Annotated in this window: 13 protein-coding genes and 1 tRNA gene; 6 read left to right on the forward strand and 8 right to left on the reverse strand. The window is 72.2% G+C overall.

From position 1 onward, the window contains the following. Nucleotides 1–28: 28 nt before the first annotated feature. Nucleotides 29–1,045 (reverse strand): LysR substrate-binding domain-containing protein, encoded by a 1,017-nt coding sequence (locus D9R02_RS01430; RefSeq protein ID WP_121566197.1) that lies wholly within the window; start codon nucleotides 1,043–1,045, stop codon nucleotides 29–31. A 109-nt stretch (nucleotides 1,046–1,154) separates the two neighbouring features. On the opposite strand from D9R02_RS01430, the gene D9R02_RS01435 reads away from it, so the two are divergent. The 4 genes from D9R02_RS01435 to D9R02_RS01450 all read left to right on the forward strand — a co-directional run bounded on the left by D9R02_RS01435 (nucleotide 1,155) and on the right by D9R02_RS01450 (nucleotide 3,644). Then, nucleotides 1,155–1,227, forward strand: a tRNA-Ala gene (locus D9R02_RS01435). Nucleotides 1,228–1,397: 170 nt separating this feature from the next. Continuing rightward, nucleotides 1,398–2,039: a pyroglutamyl-peptidase I gene (locus D9R02_RS01440; RefSeq protein WP_019309577.1), complete on the forward strand. Its 642-nt coding sequence runs from the start codon at nucleotides 1,398–1,400 to the stop codon at nucleotides 2,037–2,039. 196 nt (nucleotides 2,040–2,235) lie between these two features. Beyond that, complete coding sequence (locus D9R02_RS01445) at nucleotides 2,236–2,715, forward strand: ArsR/SmtB family transcription factor (protein WP_019309578.1); 480 nt, start codon at nucleotides 2,236–2,238, stop codon at nucleotides 2,713–2,715. Then, nucleotides 2,715–3,644 carry a cation diffusion facilitator family transporter gene (locus tag D9R02_RS01450; protein ID WP_019309579.1) on the forward strand — a complete coding sequence of 310 codons (930 nt, stop codon included), beginning with the start codon at nucleotides 2,715–2,717 and terminating at the stop codon, nucleotides 3,642–3,644. Before D9R02_RS01445 ends, D9R02_RS01450 begins: the two co-directional genes overlap by 1 nt. A 34-nt stretch (nucleotides 3,645–3,678) precedes the next feature. On the opposite strand, the gene D9R02_RS01455 is transcribed toward D9R02_RS01450, so the two are convergent. The 6 genes from D9R02_RS01455 to D9R02_RS01480 all read right to left on the reverse strand — a co-directional run bounded on the left by D9R02_RS01455 (nucleotide 3,679) and on the right by D9R02_RS01480 (nucleotide 10,047). Continuing rightward, nucleotides 3,679–4,863: a M20 metallopeptidase family protein gene (locus tag D9R02_RS01455; RefSeq protein ID WP_121566198.1), complete on the reverse strand. Its 1,185-nt coding sequence runs from the start codon at nucleotides 4,861–4,863 to the stop codon at nucleotides 3,679–3,681. A gap of 169 nt (nucleotides 4,864–5,032) precedes the next feature. After that, nucleotides 5,033–6,217: a M20 metallopeptidase family protein gene (locus D9R02_RS01460; RefSeq protein ID WP_019309581.1), complete on the reverse strand. Its 1,185-nt coding sequence runs from the start codon at nucleotides 6,215–6,217 to the stop codon at nucleotides 5,033–5,035. A 30-nt stretch (nucleotides 6,218–6,247) separates the two neighbouring features. Beyond that, the gene (locus D9R02_RS01465) at nucleotides 6,248–6,961 is read right to left on the reverse strand and encodes a DUF3253 domain-containing protein (protein ID WP_180956155.1); all 714 of its coding nucleotides are present in this window, start codon (nucleotides 6,959–6,961) and stop codon (nucleotides 6,248–6,250) included. Then, nucleotides 6,958–7,908 (reverse strand): WcbI family polysaccharide biosynthesis putative acetyltransferase, encoded by a 951-nt coding sequence (locus D9R02_RS01470; protein ID WP_019309583.1) that lies wholly within the window; start codon nucleotides 7,906–7,908, stop codon nucleotides 6,958–6,960. Before D9R02_RS01470 ends, D9R02_RS01465 begins: the two co-directional genes overlap by 4 nt. Then, on the reverse strand, nucleotides 7,901–9,139 hold the full coding sequence (locus D9R02_RS01475; protein WP_121241180.1) for a glycosyltransferase family 2 protein: 1,239 nt from the start codon (nucleotides 9,137–9,139) through the stop codon (nucleotides 7,901–7,903). Before D9R02_RS01475 ends, D9R02_RS01470 begins: the two co-directional genes overlap by 8 nt. Then, entirely contained in the window at nucleotides 9,136–10,047 is a 912-nt protein-coding gene (locus tag D9R02_RS01480) for a glycosyltransferase family protein (protein ID WP_237708711.1), read from the reverse strand. The genes D9R02_RS01475 and D9R02_RS01480 overlap by 4 nt, the downstream gene beginning before the upstream one ends. Nucleotides 10,048–10,314: 267 nt before the next feature. On the opposite strand from D9R02_RS01480, the gene D9R02_RS01485 reads away from it, so the two are divergent. Then, nucleotides 10,315–10,935, forward strand: coding sequence for a TetR/AcrR family transcriptional regulator (locus D9R02_RS01485; RefSeq protein WP_019309586.1), 621 nt, complete (start codon nucleotides 10,315–10,317; stop codon nucleotides 10,933–10,935). Further along, nucleotides 10,932–12,749, forward strand: coding sequence for an MDR family MFS transporter (locus D9R02_RS01490; RefSeq protein ID WP_121566199.1), 1,818 nt, complete (start codon nucleotides 10,932–10,934; stop codon nucleotides 12,747–12,749). Before D9R02_RS01485 ends, D9R02_RS01490 begins: the two co-directional genes overlap by 4 nt. Nucleotides 12,750–12,860: 111 nt before the next feature. Here D9R02_RS01490 and D9R02_RS01495 read toward each other — a convergent pair whose 3' ends face one another. Beyond that, nucleotides 12,861–14,786, reverse strand: a complete 1,926-nt coding sequence (locus D9R02_RS01495; RefSeq protein WP_019309588.1) for a CYTH and CHAD domain-containing protein — start codon at nucleotides 14,784–14,786, stop codon at nucleotides 12,861–12,863. Nucleotides 14,787–14,810 lie beyond the last annotated feature (24 nt).

The following is a 14,810-nucleotide window of genomic DNA, read 5'->3' on the forward strand; positions in this document are numbered from 1 at the left end:
CGACTCGTCCCGGGAGGCAGGCCCCGGCTCAGCGCCGCTTCTTGGACCGGCTGTTCTTGACCTTGCACCCGGGCTTGCGGCGCAGCCCCGGCTTCGTGCTCGCCCCGGCCTTGGCCCACCCACCGGACTGGGGCTTGACGCTGCGCGTTGCCGGCTGCTTCTCCTGCGACTTCTCTGAGGCCGCAGGCTTCATCGCCCGTGACGGCCGCCCCTCTACCCCGGACGACGCCGCCTGGCCGGGCGCCGCGCCGTCGTCCCGCCCGCTGGACTCCTTGCGCCCACGCACGATGCCCACGAAGCGCTGCACCGCGCCCTCCATGTCCTCGTCCAGACCCCGGGGCCACACGAGGAAGACGGGGACGGTCGGGGCGTCCGTGAGTTCGCGGTGGGTGACGTCCTTGCGGGCGTGCAGCCGTGCCACGGACATCGGCAGCACCACGGGACCCACACCGGCGGCCGCGAGTTCCACGGCCATGGCGGCGTCGTCGATGTCCGCGTGCGCCTGGGGCGTGGACTCCTCCGCGAGCTGTGCCGTGGTGAGGCTGTCCAGGACCCCCAGGACGTCGTCGGTGCTCAGCACGGCCACCTGGAGCTCGTCGTAGAGGTGCACCGCGTGGTGAGTGGTGCGGAGGTGGTCCGGGTCGGGGTCCTCGGGCGACCAGTCGAGGCGGACGAAGCACGCGGTGACCTCCCCGGAGTCCAGGGCCTGCCGCCACCCGGCGGCCGTCAGCAGCTCGTCCCGGAGGACCGGCCGCATGCGGCGCTGGCGCCACCGGCCGAGCCACTTCCCCGGCATGACCCCGGGGACGTAGCCGACGGTGAGGAACGGCCCGGCGGCCTCGGGGTCCCCAGGGTGCAGGGCGTCCTCGTGAGCAGGAGCGTCGTCGTGGGCCGATGCGGGAGCGGCGTCGTCGTGGCCCGGGGCAGGCGCGGCGTCGTCGTGGCCCGGGGCGGGCGCAGCGGTGCCGCGAACGTCATCGGGGCCGTCTGCGGGATCTGCGGAGGAGAGCTGGGGCGAGGAAGGCGTGGGGTCCGCTGCGGTCATGGACCCACCCTAGGGCCAGTGCAGCCGCGGCGATCACCGCCCCGGGGCACCCGGCGCCCGGCGAATGTGCGAAATCCGTCCGGGAGGACTACAGTGACTCCTGTTGTTCGGGGCCTTAGCTCAGTTGGTAGAGCGTTTCGTTCGCAATGAAAAGGTCAGGGGTTCGATTCCCCTAGGCTCCACACCACGTCCACGGTCACGTGCTTTCGCACGAAGGATCGAGGGAACGCCGAGAAGGCCCTGGAACGCACCGTTCCGGGGCCTTCTTGCTGCCTCCGGTGGCTCCTGCCCCAGGGACACCGCGCATTCCGCGAGCATCGGCCGGTGCGCCGAGCGGCGATACGGTGGGCCCATGAAGATCCTCGTGACAGGCTTCGAGCCCTTCGGCGGTGAAACGGAGAACGCGAGCGGCACCGCGGTCCAGCGGCTCGGCGAGATCCCTGGTCCGGACGGCGTGAACCTCGCCACGGCGATCCTCCCGGTGACGTGGTCCGGCGCCGGTCCGGCGCTGCTGCGGGCTGTCGAGACCCACCAGCCGGACGCGATCATCGCCGTGGGAGAAGCGGGTGGCCGCGCGGTCGTCACTCCGGAGCGCTGGGCCAGGAACCTGGGGCACGGGCGCATCCCGGACAACGACGGTGTGGTGCGGGATGCCGCTCCCCTGGCCCCCGGGCCCGCACGCCTCGAGTCCCGCCTCGATCCTGCGGCTCTGACCCGGGCCATTCAGGACGCGGGAGTTCCCGCGGAGGTGTCCGAGGACGCTGGTGCATTCCTGTGCAACGCCGTCTTCTGGACCGCCCTGCACCGAACAGACCTGCCCGCCACGTTCATCCACGTGCCCGCGGTCAGGTCACAGGGAACCGCGAGCATCGGCGCCGAGACCGACCCGGAGAATGCCCGCGCGGAGTCCGCGCTGAACTTCAACGACATCACCCACGCCCTGGCCGCGGCGGTGGGCGCCGCCGCGCGGCAGCTACGACCTCATCACTCTTGAGCGCCTCAGTGAGCGGCCACCGTTCACTGTGCAGCTCGGGCCGGAGCACTCCGCTCGCGGCACTGACGCGGTGGACTGCACCGGGACCGGGCCACCCTCCGGCGGCAGGTTCCTCGCGTCCGGTGAGCTCGTCTCGTCCGCCGCAGAGGTCTCCTCTAGGCAGACACATCCGCCTTGTCAGCGATATCATCGTTGCATGGCGATCTGTCCTACCGACCTCCCTGCACTCGATGAGCAGGCCACCCACGCGTACGCGCACCTCTTCCAGGCCCTGAGCGAGCCCATCCGCCTGGCGGTCCTGCAGCATCTGGCCTCCGGCGAGCACCGCGTGCGGGATCTCGTGGCCCACATGGGGCTTGCGCAGTCCACGGTGAGCAAGCACCTGAGCTTTCTGGCGCAGTGCGGGCTCATCCGTTCCCGCCCCGAGGGCCGCGCCACGTGGTACTCCCTCACGCACCCCCACGAGCTGGCGGGACTCATCGCGGCGGCCGAGCAGCTGCTGGGTGCAACGGGCACCCGCGCGGTGCTGTGCACGCACCTGCACCACCCTCCCGCCAACCAGGAGCCCTTCCCGGACGGCCACCCCTCCGGGGTCCTTTCCGGGAACTCGGCCACGGGCGCCCCGCTCACCGGGGCCGCAGCTGCGCCGACGACGCCGCGGCAGGAGTCCCTCTGATGGGCGCCGGCCACGCGCACGACCACGGCGCTGGCGCGGGCGACCACCGCGGCCGGCTGTGGATCGCGTTCGGGCTGACCGCCGGAATGGTCCTCGCCCAGGCGGTGGGCTCCGTGCTCACGGGCAGCCTCGCCCTGCTCACGGACACCGTGCACGCCCTCACGGACGCCCTCGGTCTGCTGGTCGCCCTGGTGGCGGCCCACCTGATGCGCCGCCCTGCGAGTTCCAAGCACACGTGGGGGTTCCGACGTGTGGAGGTCATCGCCGCCCTCGCGCAGGCCACCCTCCTGCTGGGCGTGGGGATCTTCGCCGTGGTCGAGGGCATCCGGCGGCTGCTGGAGCCCCGGGTTGTGCCACCCACCGAGCTGCTCGTGTTCGGTGCGATCGGCCTGGCGTGCAACGTGGTCGCCATCCTGGTGCTCGCCTCCGGGCGCGGCGCCAACTTCAACATGCGCGCCGCGTTCCTGGAGGTGGCCAACGACGCCCTGGGGTCCCTCGGCGTCATCGTGGCCGCCGTGGTCATCGCCACCACCGGCTTCCAGCAGGCGGACACCGTGGCCGCCCTGTTCATCGCCGCGCTGATCCTGCCGCGGGCGGTCACCATCATGCGCGAGACCGCGGCGGTGCTCATGGAGTTCACGCCCCGGGGTCTCGACCTGGACCTGTTCCGCGAGCACATCATGGGGCTGCACCACGTGGTGGACGTGCACGACGTCCACGCCTCCACGGTCGCCACGGGCCTGCCCACCATCAGCGCCCACGTGGTGGTGGAGGACGAGTGCTTCCGGGACGGCCACGCCGCCGACCTGCTCAAGGACGTCAAGACGTGCGTGGCCGAGCACTTCGACGTCTCGGTCCACCACTCCACGTTCCAGATCGAGACCGTGGAGATCCGCGACTCCGAGTCCCACGAGGTCCTGCACGCCTGAGCCGGGTCCCACTGCCCCCGGAGTGACCGGCCGATCAGTCCCGCTGCAGGCGCCGCCACGCGAGCTCGGCGAGCGCCGCGGCCTGGGTGCCCAGCACGGCGTCGTCGAACAGCACCGTGGGCGAGTGGTTCCACCCGGGATTCTCCTGGTCCAGGTCCGGAGGGCTGCACTCCAGGAAGAAGAAGCAGCCCGGGACCTGGTCGAGCACGAACGAGAAGTCCTCGGAACCCATGAGCGGGTCCGCATCCTGGCGCACGTGCTCCTCCCCCACCAGCTCGGCCAGGGTGTTCGCCACGAACGCCGTCTCCGCGTCGTCGTTGAGGGTGAGCGGGTACAGCACGGTCCACTCCACCTCGGCGCGCACACCGTGGGCGGCGGCGATGCCGTGGGCCAGCTCGCGCACGGCGGCGGGGAAGGCCTCGTCACTGGCCGCGGACAGCGTGCGAACGCTCGCGCCCAGGCTCGCGCGGCCCGGGATCACGTTGATCGCCTCGCCCGCGGAGAGCTGCGTGATGGAGGCGACCACGGGGTCGAACACGCTGAACCGCCGCGTGACCATGGTCTGCAGGGCCGTGCCGAACTCGAGCAGCGCGGGAACGGGGTCCTTGGCGGTGTGCGGCTGGGACCCGTGTCCTCCCTCGCCGTGGAACGTGACGTGGAGGTAGTTGGCGCCCGCCATCGCGGTGCCGGGGCGGTACGTGAACAGCCCGCGCTCCCCGGGGAACACGTGGATCCCGTACGCGGCCACCGGCTTCTCGCCCGTGACCTCCAGCAGCCCCTCCTCGATCATGGGCTTGGCACCGCCCGGGCCCTCCTCCCCCGGCTGGAACATGAACACCACGCTCCCGGCGAGCTCGTCCCTCCGCGCGCTCAGCAGGTGCGCCGCTCCCACCAGCCCGGCCATGTGCAGGTCGTGACCGCACGCGTGCATCGCCCCGGTGGTCGAGGCGTACTCCAGCCCGGTCTGCTCGGCCACCGGCAGCCCGTCCATGTCGCCGCGCAGCAGCACCGTGGGCCCGGGCCTGGCGCCACGCAGCACCGCGACCACCGAGGACACCGAGCGCCCCAGGGTGATCTCCAGGTCCAGCCCGTCCAGCGCGTCCACGATCCGCTGCTGGGTCCACGGGAGGTCGTTGCCCACCTCCGGGTGGGCGTGCAGGGAGCGGCGCAGGGCAACGAGCTCCGGCTGCAGGGACGTGGCATGGTCGAGGAACGACATGGTGGAACTCCTTCACAACGGGAACGGGTGGGTGGTGGTCGGTGGGCCGCCAGACCACACGGCGACCCCCAAGGGGAACGTGGCGGCCCAGTCGATGGCGCACAGGTCCCGGCTCACAGGGCCCAGGAAGCGGCCCCGCACGAGGCCGGCCGGGACATCGGTGGGCGGCTCAGCCCCGCGCCACTCGCTCCCACGCCACCTCGGCAAGCGCGGCGGCCTGGTCCCCCAGGACGGAGTCGTCGAAGAGCACCGTGGGCGAGTGGTTCCAGCCGGCGTCCGCGGGATCCACCTCGGGCGGGGTGCAGTGCAGGAAGAAGTAGCACCCGGGGACCTCGCGCAGCACGAACGAGAAGTCCTCCGAGCCCATGCGGGGGTCCGGGTTCCGGGACACGCGCTCCGGGCCGAACACGCGGGCGAGCGTGTCGCTCACGAAGGCGGCCTCGGCGGCGTCGTTGACCGTGGGCGGGTACAGCGGGGACCAGTCCACCTGCGCGGTGAGCCCGTGGGCCGCGGCGATCCCGTCCGCGAGCTCCGTCACGAGCCGCGGGAACCGTGCGGACGTCTCCGGGGACAGGGTGCGCACGTCCCCGGAGATCCAGGCGCTCTCGGGGATCACGTTGTTCACCTCGCCGGCGGAGAGCCGGGTCATGGTGGCCACCACGGGGTCGAACACGCCGAACCGGCGGGTGACCATGGTCTGCAGCGCGGTGCCGAACTCGCACACGGCCGTCACGGGGTCCAGCGCGGTGTGGGGCTGCGAGCCGTGCCCGCCGCGTCCGTGGAAGGTCACGGTGAGGTTGTTGGCCCCGGCCATCGCGGTCCCGGGCCGGTAGCTGAACTGCCCCAGCGGCCCGGGGTTCACGTGGATGCCGTAGGCCGCCACCACGCGCTCCCCGGCGATGTCCAGCACGCCCTCCTCGATCATGGGCCTGGCGCCGCCCGGACCCTCCTCCCCCGGCTGGAACATGAACACGATGTTCCCGGCGAGCTCGTCCCGGCGCGCGCTCAGCAGCCTGGCCGCACCCACGAGGGCAGCGGTGTGGAGGTCGTGACCGCACGCGTGCATCGCCCCGTTGGTCGAGGCGTACTCCAGCCCGGTCTGCTCCACCACGGGCAGCCCGTCCATGTCACCGCGCAGCAGCACCGTGGGCCCGGGCCTCGCACCGCGCAGCACCGCGGTCACCGACGTGAGCGACTCGCCCTTCGTGAGCTCCAACCCGCACCCGTCCAGCGCGGCGAGGACCTGCTGCTGCGTCCACGGCAGGTCGGTGCCCAGTTCGGGGTTGGTGTGCAGTGTGCGGCGCAGCGCCACCAGCTCGTCGTGCATCCGGTGGGCGTCGTCCAGGAAGCTCACGTGCGGACTCCTCGGTCTCGGCGGGCGGGGTCACTCCCCGTCCGCGGGCATCCCCGCGAGGTCCGGTCCCGGTGCCAGCCGGATGGGACCGCGGGCTGTACAAGGGTCCACTGTCTCACCTTTTTGGGTGACTGTGACTTCTCCCACACCGGCCATCTCCCCCGCCACGTCCCGAATCTGCGGCATGAGGTCCCGCCAGTGCTCCCCGCCCAGGGTGCGGGCCACGTCCGACGGGCAGATGGTCTTCCCCGCCCGGTGCCGCAGCAACGCCCGGATGGTCGCGGCCTCCCGTGCGCGCAGCCCGTCCTCGGTGGGCTCCTCCCACCACGGCTCCCCGCGCTCGCCCAGCGCCACCTTCGCGTCCTGCACGCGGTCCCGCGCGTGCTCGTCCCTGGACTTCACGGCGCGGCGCGCGCTCATCAGCTCGGCGACCAACTCCTTCCGGAACGTCTCGGGGATCCCGGTGTCCGTGGCCCGCCACTTCCGGCCCTTGACCACGATGTGGTGCCCGTCCGGGGTGCGTTCCGGGCCCGACGACGCCGCTGCGCCGCCTTCCTGCCCGTTCTCGCCCTGTCCCGCGGGCCCGTTCCTGCGGCCCTGGCCCGGTTCCACGGACCCGTTCCCGCGATCCTTGCCGGGTCCCGCCGACCCGTTCGAGCGGTCCTCGCCCGGTTCCGCAGGCCCGTTCGCGCTGTCCTCGCCCGGTTCCGCAGGCCCATTCCCGCGTGCCTTGTCCGTGCTCATGCGCTCAATCCCAGTCGTTGAATCAGGTGCTCGTGGCGCCGCAGCCCCGCGGCCACCACGGACGGGTGCTGTGCGTACCAGCGCAGGTGCTCGGCGGCGATGTCCTGCGCGGGAACGTGCTCCCCGTGGATGACCCAGTCCTCGTGCGGCCCACCCTCGAGCTCGGTGGGGTCGTACCCGAGGGCCTCGAGGGTGCTCGTCAGGATGGGTGCCCGGATGCCGCCCAGCAGCACCCGGCCCGGATCCGGGACCGGCGCGGACAGCCCCGCATCGTCCAGCACCGCCGAGGCCACCGCCCGCAGCACCCCGTTGCCCGGGTGGTTGATCACGTGCACCGCGTTGGGTCCAGCGGCGTCCAGCAGGGAGGCGGCGTCGAGCGTGCGGTGGGCGTCCTGACGCAGCCGGAGCTGGGCGAGGGACTCCTCACGGGCGGCCCGGGCGGCGTCGGCGGACGGCGGGGTGAGGTCCACGCGCCGCTCTCCACGGGCGGCTGCGCTGAGCACCCGGAGGTCGTGGTACGGCGCGATCGGCGGATCTCCGACCCCGGGAGCGCGCACGATCGCGAGCGTGGGCATGAGCGCGGTCCATCGCATCACGGGCACCCGCACCACCCGGGCGTCCGGGGACAGCCGCGCCAGGACGTCGTCGGTGCCCAGCGGCAGCCCCCGGTAGCCCTCCGCGATCGGCTGCGTGACCAGCAGGCACAGCCGGGGCAGCAGGGCGTGCAGGTGCGGCAGGTCCTGCTCCAGCAGCTCGTGCACCGGGGGCATCCGCACCCCGTGCCAGTCACCGGCGAGCGCGCCGTGCAGCAGCACGCGCAGGGACTCCGCCTGGCAGTTGCCGTGCACGGCGAACAGGGGCTTGTCCGGGAGCTCGCTCAGCCCGTAGAAGTCCCCGTAGTGGGCGCGGCGGCCCTCGTCCTGCGGGTCGAATCCCAGCTCAGCCATGGTGGCCCACCCTGTCCTCGAGTCGTCGGGCAGTGTCTGCGGGGTGCACCGCGCAGCCGGCGTGGTCACGGGGCATGCGCCGCGGAGAAGACTCCGCGCGGTGGACGGCGCGCACCGAGCGCACCGTGAGCACTCCCGGCACCTCGCTCTCTCCGCGCTCGCACCACACGCGCAGGGGCTCGTCCAGCGTCAGCGCAGCGTGGGCGTCCGCGAGCACCACGGCGCGCTCCAGCACCCCGGCCGGCGGCTCTCCCGTGCGCACGCGCGGGTCCGCGGCCAGCGCGGCCGGAACGTCCTGGCGGTCCACGAACCACAGCCCGGCGTCCGTGTCCCGCAGCAGGTGGCACGCGGTGAGATACGCCTCGGCGTCCTCGCGGTGGCCGTGCACGCGCACCACCGCCCAGGGCTGCTCGAAGACCACGCCGATCCCGCGCGTGCTCGGCAGGGGAATGCGCTGCGCAAGCGCGAGGGTCTCCGCGTCCTTCACAGCGCGAGTGTCCGCCCGCCCACCGAGGTCCGGGCCGTCGTGCCACGCCCCGGCCCCGGGCACGTGGGCGAGGTTCGCCCCGAGCTGGCGGCACCGGTGGGCGAGGTCCCAGTCCTCGCCGCCGTAGCCCACGAGGGACTCGTCGAAACCGCCGCAGCGCTCGAAGAGCTCCCGGTCCACGGCCAGCAGCGCACTGATGACCAGCCGGAAGTCCTCCACGCCCGCCTCGCGCAGATTCGCGGTGCGCGCGTAGCCCTCCGCGAGCCACGCGGGATCCTCCAGACGCCGCGCCCCGGGCACGTCCTCCCCCGCCACCCAGCGCAGCACGTCCGGGACGTCCAGCTCCGACAGCTCCGCGTGGTGACGCGCTCCCACGGCGAGCGCCCCGTGGCCGTCGTCCGCGGCGTCGCGGCCCGCGAGCAGCGCGGTGAGGAAACCCGGCTCGGGGATCATGTCCCCGTCCAGGAACACGAGCACTGTTCCCGACGACGCCCGCGCCCCCAGGTTGCGCGCGGCACCGGCTCGGAAGCCCAGGTTTTCCTGGCGCACCACCGAGCACGTGAACGGCGTGGCGGGAAGGACGGGCGGGGTGGCGGAGCCGTCGTCGGCGATGACCACCTCGAACTCCCGGGCGGTCATGTCCTGGCGGGCGAGGGCGGCGAGCAGCCGGTCCAGACCGCGTTGGTTCTCGAAGTAGGGGATCACCACGCTCACGCGGGGCGGGGCGGCGTGCTCGACCGTCATGACAGCTCCCCGCCGCCGGTGATCTGCTCCCACTGCACGGCCGCGGCCACCGCACTGGACGGCAGGTCGGTGGTGCGCCACTCGTCCGGCGCGATCCACGTGCCCACCGGGTCCTTGAGGGCGCGGCGCAGTGCACCGGGCAGATCGTCGGTGAGGGTGAGCGCCCACGGCGCCCGCGCGGCGAGCTCCTCGAAGAACGGATGGGGCATGACCAGCGGGCGGCGCCCGGCACTGATCCAGCGCCCCACGGAACCGGAGGCCGAGACGTGGGCGGGGGCGACCACCGGGACGGTGACCTGCTGCGCGGCGCGCGTCAGGGCGGCGTCGTCCAGGAAGCCCGTGGCACGGAAGGTGTGACCGGCGCGGCGGGCGGCACGGTCCAGCTGTTCCACGAGGTCCTCGTGACCGTCGGACGCGCGGCCGAGCGCGAGCACGTCCACGGGGAACGGCACGTCCGCCAGGGCATCCAGCACACGGTCGTGCCCCTTTCCGGGGTAGAGGAAGCCCAGCATCCCCACGGTGGGCCGCTCCCCCTCGGTGGGGTGCTCGCCCGCAGCGGCGTGCCGTCGAGCGGCGTCCCACGCCCCGCGCTCCGGCGGATCGACCGGCAGGGGCGCCACGAGCACGGGAGCACTGCCCGTGATCGGGACGTACCGCGCCAGCTGGGCCCGCTCGGAGTCGCTGCTCACGATGACGGTGCGGGCGGCGTCGGACACCCGTGCGTAGCACGCGCGGCGGGCCTCGAACGCGTGGCCGTTGGCGGGCTGCGGGAGGTCGTGGAGCGTCACGGTGACCGGGCGGACGCGTGCGATCTCAGCCACCGCGTCCGCGGCACTGGCGGGCGTGGACCCGAAGATGCGGTCCGTGAAGTGCAGGTGCACCGGGGACCGCCCGGCGAGAAGTTCCATGCGGAGACGGTCTATGGGCCCCTCAACAGAGCGGGCGCGCGGAGTGTGGGCCGCGAGGTTCTCCGCGTGCATCCGCACGCCGTGCTGGGCGGGGCCCACGCAGGCCAGTAAGGGTGCTGTCACACGCCCACTGTAGCGAGCGCCTCGGGGTGTTACCGCCGGCGCGCACCCACGTGGAGGGCCGTCGCCGTGCGCGGTGAGCGGAATCATACCCACCGGGCAAATTCTGCACTTGTGCAAGTTTGCACGAGTGCATAATGTGTACCCGTGACCACACCCCAGCCGTCCCTGCGTGAACGCAACCGCACCCGCACACTCGCCGAGATCCACCAGGCCGCCCTCGAGCTCTCCGCCGAGGGCCGTTTCTCGGACACCACCGTGGACGCGATCGCCGAACGCGCGGGCGTGTCCCGGCGCACGTTCTTCAACTACTACGCGAGCAAGGAGGACGCGGTGCTGGGCATCACCCCGCCGCAGATCTCCGAGGCCGCGCACGCGCGCTACATGGACCGCAGCACCGGCGACGAGTTCGCACGCACCGTGCGGCTGTTCATGGACGTGCTGCGGGACGCCACGGGCCCACCCGAGCTCATGGCCCAGCGCCGCGCCCTGGTGGACCACCACCCCGAGCTCAAGCGCCGCATCGGGATGCACGTGACCACCGCGGAGTCCCTCGTGGTCTCCACAGTCGCGGAGCACTCCGGGCGCGGCCCCACGCCCCGTTCCGAGGAGACCACGCACGCCTTCGTGCTGCTGGCCGGCTCGGTCATCAAGTTCGCATTCCGCACCGACACCCACCTGGCTGCCGTGTCCGACGACGCCGCCGTCCAGCGCGCGCTCGACCACGCCATCGGCGTCTTCCGCACCGCTCTCAAGGAGATCTCATGACCGCCACCGCCACCCGGGCTGCGTCCAGCCCTCCCGTGGACGAGAAACCACCCCACCTCGGACTGCTGTTCGCGAGCCTCATGGTCGTCATGCTGCTCGCGTCCCTCGGCCAGACCATCCTCTCCACCGCCCTGCCCACCATCGTGGGGGACCTGGGCGGCGTGGACCACATGAGCTGGGTCATCACCGGCTTCATCCTGGCCTCCACGGTGATGATGCCGGTCTACGGCCGCATCTCCGACCTCTTCGGCCGCAAGCCCGTGCTGATCGCGGCCATCGTGCTGTTCATCGCGGGCTCCGCCCTGGGCGCGGCGGCCGAGAGCATGAGCTGGCTCATCACCGCCCGCGTGGTGCAGGGCCTGGGCGGCGGCGGTCTGATGATCCTCGCCCAGACCTCCATCGCGGACGTGGTGCCCGCCCGTGAGCGCGGCAAGTACATGGGCGTGATGGGCGCCGTGTTCGCCGTGTCCTCGGTGGCCGGACCGCTGCTGGGCGGCTGGATCACGGAGGGTCCCGGCTGGCGCTGGGCGTTCTCCTTCAACATCCCGCTCGGCATCCTGGCCATCATCGCCGTGGCCGTGTTCCTCAAGCTGCCGCGGCGGCCCCGCGAGGAGCGCGAGCGCATCGACTACCTGGGCATGATCCTGCTGGCCGGTGCCACCACGTGCCTGATCCTGGTGTGCACGTGGGGCGGAACCCAGTACGACTGGAACTCACCGCAGATCCTGCTGCTGTGCGCCACCACCCTCGCCGGGGCCATCGCCTTCGTGGTCGCCGAGACCCGGGCCAGCAGCCCCGTGATCCCGCTGTCCCTGTTCAAGGACCGCAACTTCACCCTGACCACCGTGTCCGGGCTCGCGGTGGGCGTGGCCATGTTCGGCGCGATTGGCTACATGCCCACCTACATCCAGATGGTCAAGGGCGTGGACGCCACCCAGGCCGGTCTGCTCATGACCCCCATGATGGCCTCCCTGCTGGTTGCGTCCATCGTGTCCGGGCAGATCGTCTCGCGCACGGGCCGGTACAAGCTGTTCCCCCTGGTGGGCATGCTGATCATGGGCATCGGCCTGTGGCTGCTGTCCACCCTGAAGGTCTCGGACTCCACCGTTCGGATGTGCGTGTTCCTCGCGGTGTTCGGCGCGGGCATCGGGCTGAGCATGCAGATCCTGGTGCTGATCGTGCAGAACTCCGTGCCCAACCGGATCGTGGGCACGGCCACCGCCTCCAGCAACTTCTTCCGCCAGGTGGGTGCCACCGTGGGCTCCGCCGTGGTGGGTTCGCTGTTCATCTCCCGCCTGAAGGACCTGCTGGCGGAGAACCTGCCCCCGCTGCCTCCCCAGGCCTCCGGCTCCGTGGACGCCAACTCCTTCACGCCGGAGACCGTGCACGAGCTGCCGCAGATGATCCAGGACCCTGTGGTCCAGTCCTACAACGATGCGCTGCTGCCCATCTTCCTGGCCATGATCCCGCTGGCCGTGGTGGCGTTCCTGCTGCTGCTGTTCGTGGAGGAGAAGCCCCTGGCCACCCGTGTGGACCACACCGGGACCGGCGAGATCTCCACCGTGCAGGCCACCGCCACGGAGTCCGGGGCCACCGGGACCACCACGTCCACCGACGCCTCGGACAGCGTGGCGGACGCGCACACGTCCGCGGACCCCGCGGATCACGATGCCACCGAGCGTGAGCCCGAGCCCGTTGCGGCCCGGCCCGCGATCGGTGGTGCCGAGACCAGCGCCACCGCCGCTTCCTCGGGTGAGGGACCTGCCCAGCGGACCCGCAGGTCAGGCCGCCGGGCACCGCGACATCGCGCCTGAGCCCATCCACGGAGCGGCCCCTTCGAAGGAGCGCCCCGTCGACGACCACTCGTCGACGGGGCGCTCCCGTCTCCCGTGGCCCCGGTTCACGGACCGGGGCACCCGTGCGGGTCAGTCCTGCGAGGGCAGCTCGTCCCTCAGGTCCTCCACGAGGTCCTCCAGGATCTCGGCGGCCTCCAGCATCCCGTTGCGCAGCTCGGTGAGCTCCATCCCGTGGAGCACGCCCACCGCGTAGCGGTCCTTGCCGGTGCGCTGGAACGAGCGGGCGGCGCGCGCGAGCCACTCCTCCATGACCGCGGCGTCCGTGATCACCCCGAGGTCGTCCTGGTAGTCCTTGGCCACTGCGGCGGCGCGGATCCGCTTCTTCCCCGCCTTGGCGTGCGCCCGTCCCAGCGCCTCGGAGACGTAGCGCGCGGACTTCGCGGCCTTGCGGGTCTCGTGCAGCACCTCGAACGCCGCCGCGGTCTGCAGAGCGTCCTTGCCGGGCAGGGCGATCCGCTCCCCCACGTCCATGGCCATGTCGCTCAGCGAAACCTCGGCCCCCGGTTCGGGTGTGGTGGTGCTGGCCGTGACGACCACCCGGTTCAGTGCCGCGCCGAGCACCGCCTTGGCGAACTTCCTGTCGGACAGCGCCGCGGCCTCCTCCGTGAAACCCTCTCCGCGACCGAGCGCGTGCAGGTCCCGGACCAGCTGGAGGTAGTCCTGACTGTCCAGCTCCCGCCGGACCGCCCGCCCGGTGCCGGTGCCCAGGTGACTGGCCGCCTCGCGCAGCTCCTCCTTGGCGGCACCGCTCAGCACACCCGCCGGCTGGCCGTCGAGCAGCACGTCCAGCCGCTCCAGGGCCACCTCCTGGTCCCGGGCGTCGCCGAGCACACGCGCCAGGTCCTTGAGCCGCTGCTCCATGTCCGCCACCACGTCCTCGGCCACGAAGCCCCGGGACGCCTGGAGCACGCTGCGCAGCGCCCGCGAGCGCACGCGCATCTGGTGCACCGAGTCCTCGGCCTCGATGCGCACCGCGAAGTCCCAGCGCTGCAGCTGCGAGGTCAGGTGGGAGATCATCTCCGCGAGGACGTCGGCCCCCGTGCGTTCCCCCCGGTCCCCGGTGTCGGACGACGACGCCGCGTCGTTGCCCTTCGCATGCCCGCCCCCACTCCCCGCGGAGCTCTTGCCGTTCTTCGTGTCCTTGCCGTTCTTGGACGACTTGCCCTTGGCGGAGCCCTTGTCCTTCTTCTTCCCCGAGCCCTTGTTCTTAGACGAGCTCGTGTCCTTGGAGGAGCCCTCGTCGTTCGACGAGCCCTTCCCGGACGGCTGCTCTCCCTCAGACTCTCCCGCACCCGGCGCGAACCCCGCGGAGGCGGCGTCAGCGGCGTCGTCGGACGTGACGGCGGCGTGCTCCGGCGAGACCACGCGCACCACGTCCCCGCCGTCCTGGCCGAGGGCCCGGGCGATCTTGGCCACCGAGGAGGACGGCTCCGCCCCCGCGGCGAACAGGACGGTCTCCACGGCCTCGAACACGGCCTTGGCCTGCTTCTCGGTGAGGTCGTCGCGCGTGAGCTCGACCTCGCACTCGGTCCACTCCCGGGTGACCCCAGCGCGCTCGTCCCGCGCAGAGACGGCGTCCAGGCACAGCTCGGCGTACTGCCCGTCCTCCGCGAGCACCGGGTACAGCGTGCGCCGCGTGTCCACGGTGGCCACGGGCTGGAGGTCCTCGCCCAGGGTGAGACCCAGCAGCACCTTTCGCAGTGCCGCCGGAAGCCGGTCGGGGGCGGTCTTGAGGGGCTCGTAGTGCAGCTCGCCGCGCACCGCACCGGCCTCGTACTTCACGTGCCAGCCGTCGTCGCTGCCGCCGGTACGACGCCGCACGGCCACCGCGGAGCGCGCGAGCAGCAGATCGGCGGTGTCGTAGTACGTGGCGCTCATGTCGTGCTCCACGGGATCGCCCACGGTGAAGTGCTCCAGCTTGTGCAGCTTGAGCTTGGGCTTCTTGTTCCCCGCGACGTCGTACTTGCGCTCGATCTCAACCTGATGCGTGACCATGGTGCTCCCTGTGTAGAACGCGCC

Source organism: Kocuria rhizophila (genome assembly GCF_003667225.1).
GTDB classification, from domain to species: Bacteria; Actinomycetota; Actinomycetes; order Actinomycetales; family Micrococcaceae; genus Kocuria; species Kocuria rhizophila.

Coding starts and splice junctions, on each gene's coding strand:
- D9R02_RS01430 (WP_121566197.1), bottom strand. CDS start 1,045: ATGACCGCAGCGGACCCCACGCCTTCCTCGCCCCAGCTCTCCTCCGCA.
- D9R02_RS01470 (WP_019309583.1), bottom strand. CDS start 7,908: ATGGCTGAGCTGGGATTCGACCCGCAGGACGAGGGCCGCCGCGCCCAC.
- D9R02_RS01495 (WP_019309588.1), bottom strand. CDS start 14,786: ATGGTCACGCATCAGGTTGAGATCGAGCGCAAGTACGACGTCGCGGGG.
- D9R02_RS01455 (WP_121566198.1), bottom strand. CDS start 4,863: ATGTCGTTCCTCGACCATGCCACGTCCCTGCAGCCGGAGCTCGTTGCC.
- D9R02_RS01465 (WP_180956155.1), bottom strand. CDS start 6,961: ATGAGCACGGACAAGGCACGCGGGAATGGGCCTGCGGAACCGGGCGAG.
- D9R02_RS01475 (WP_121241180.1), bottom strand. CDS start 9,139: ATGACGGTCGAGCACGCCGCCCCGCCCCGCGTGAGCGTGGTGATCCCC.
- D9R02_RS01480 (WP_237708711.1), bottom strand. CDS start 10,047: ATGGAACTTCTCGCCGGGCGGTCCCCGGTGCACCTGCACTTCACGGAC.
- D9R02_RS01490 (WP_121566199.1), top strand. CDS start 10,932: ATGACCGCCACCGCCACCCGGGCTGCGTCCAGCCCTCCCGTGGACGAG.
- D9R02_RS01445 (WP_019309578.1), top strand. CDS start 2,236: ATGGCGATCTGTCCTACCGACCTCCCTGCACTCGATGAGCAGGCCACC.
- D9R02_RS01450 (WP_019309579.1), top strand. CDS start 2,715: ATGGGCGCCGGCCACGCGCACGACCACGGCGCTGGCGCGGGCGACCAC.
- D9R02_RS01440 (WP_019309577.1), top strand. CDS start 1,398: ATGAAGATCCTCGTGACAGGCTTCGAGCCCTTCGGCGGTGAAACGGAG.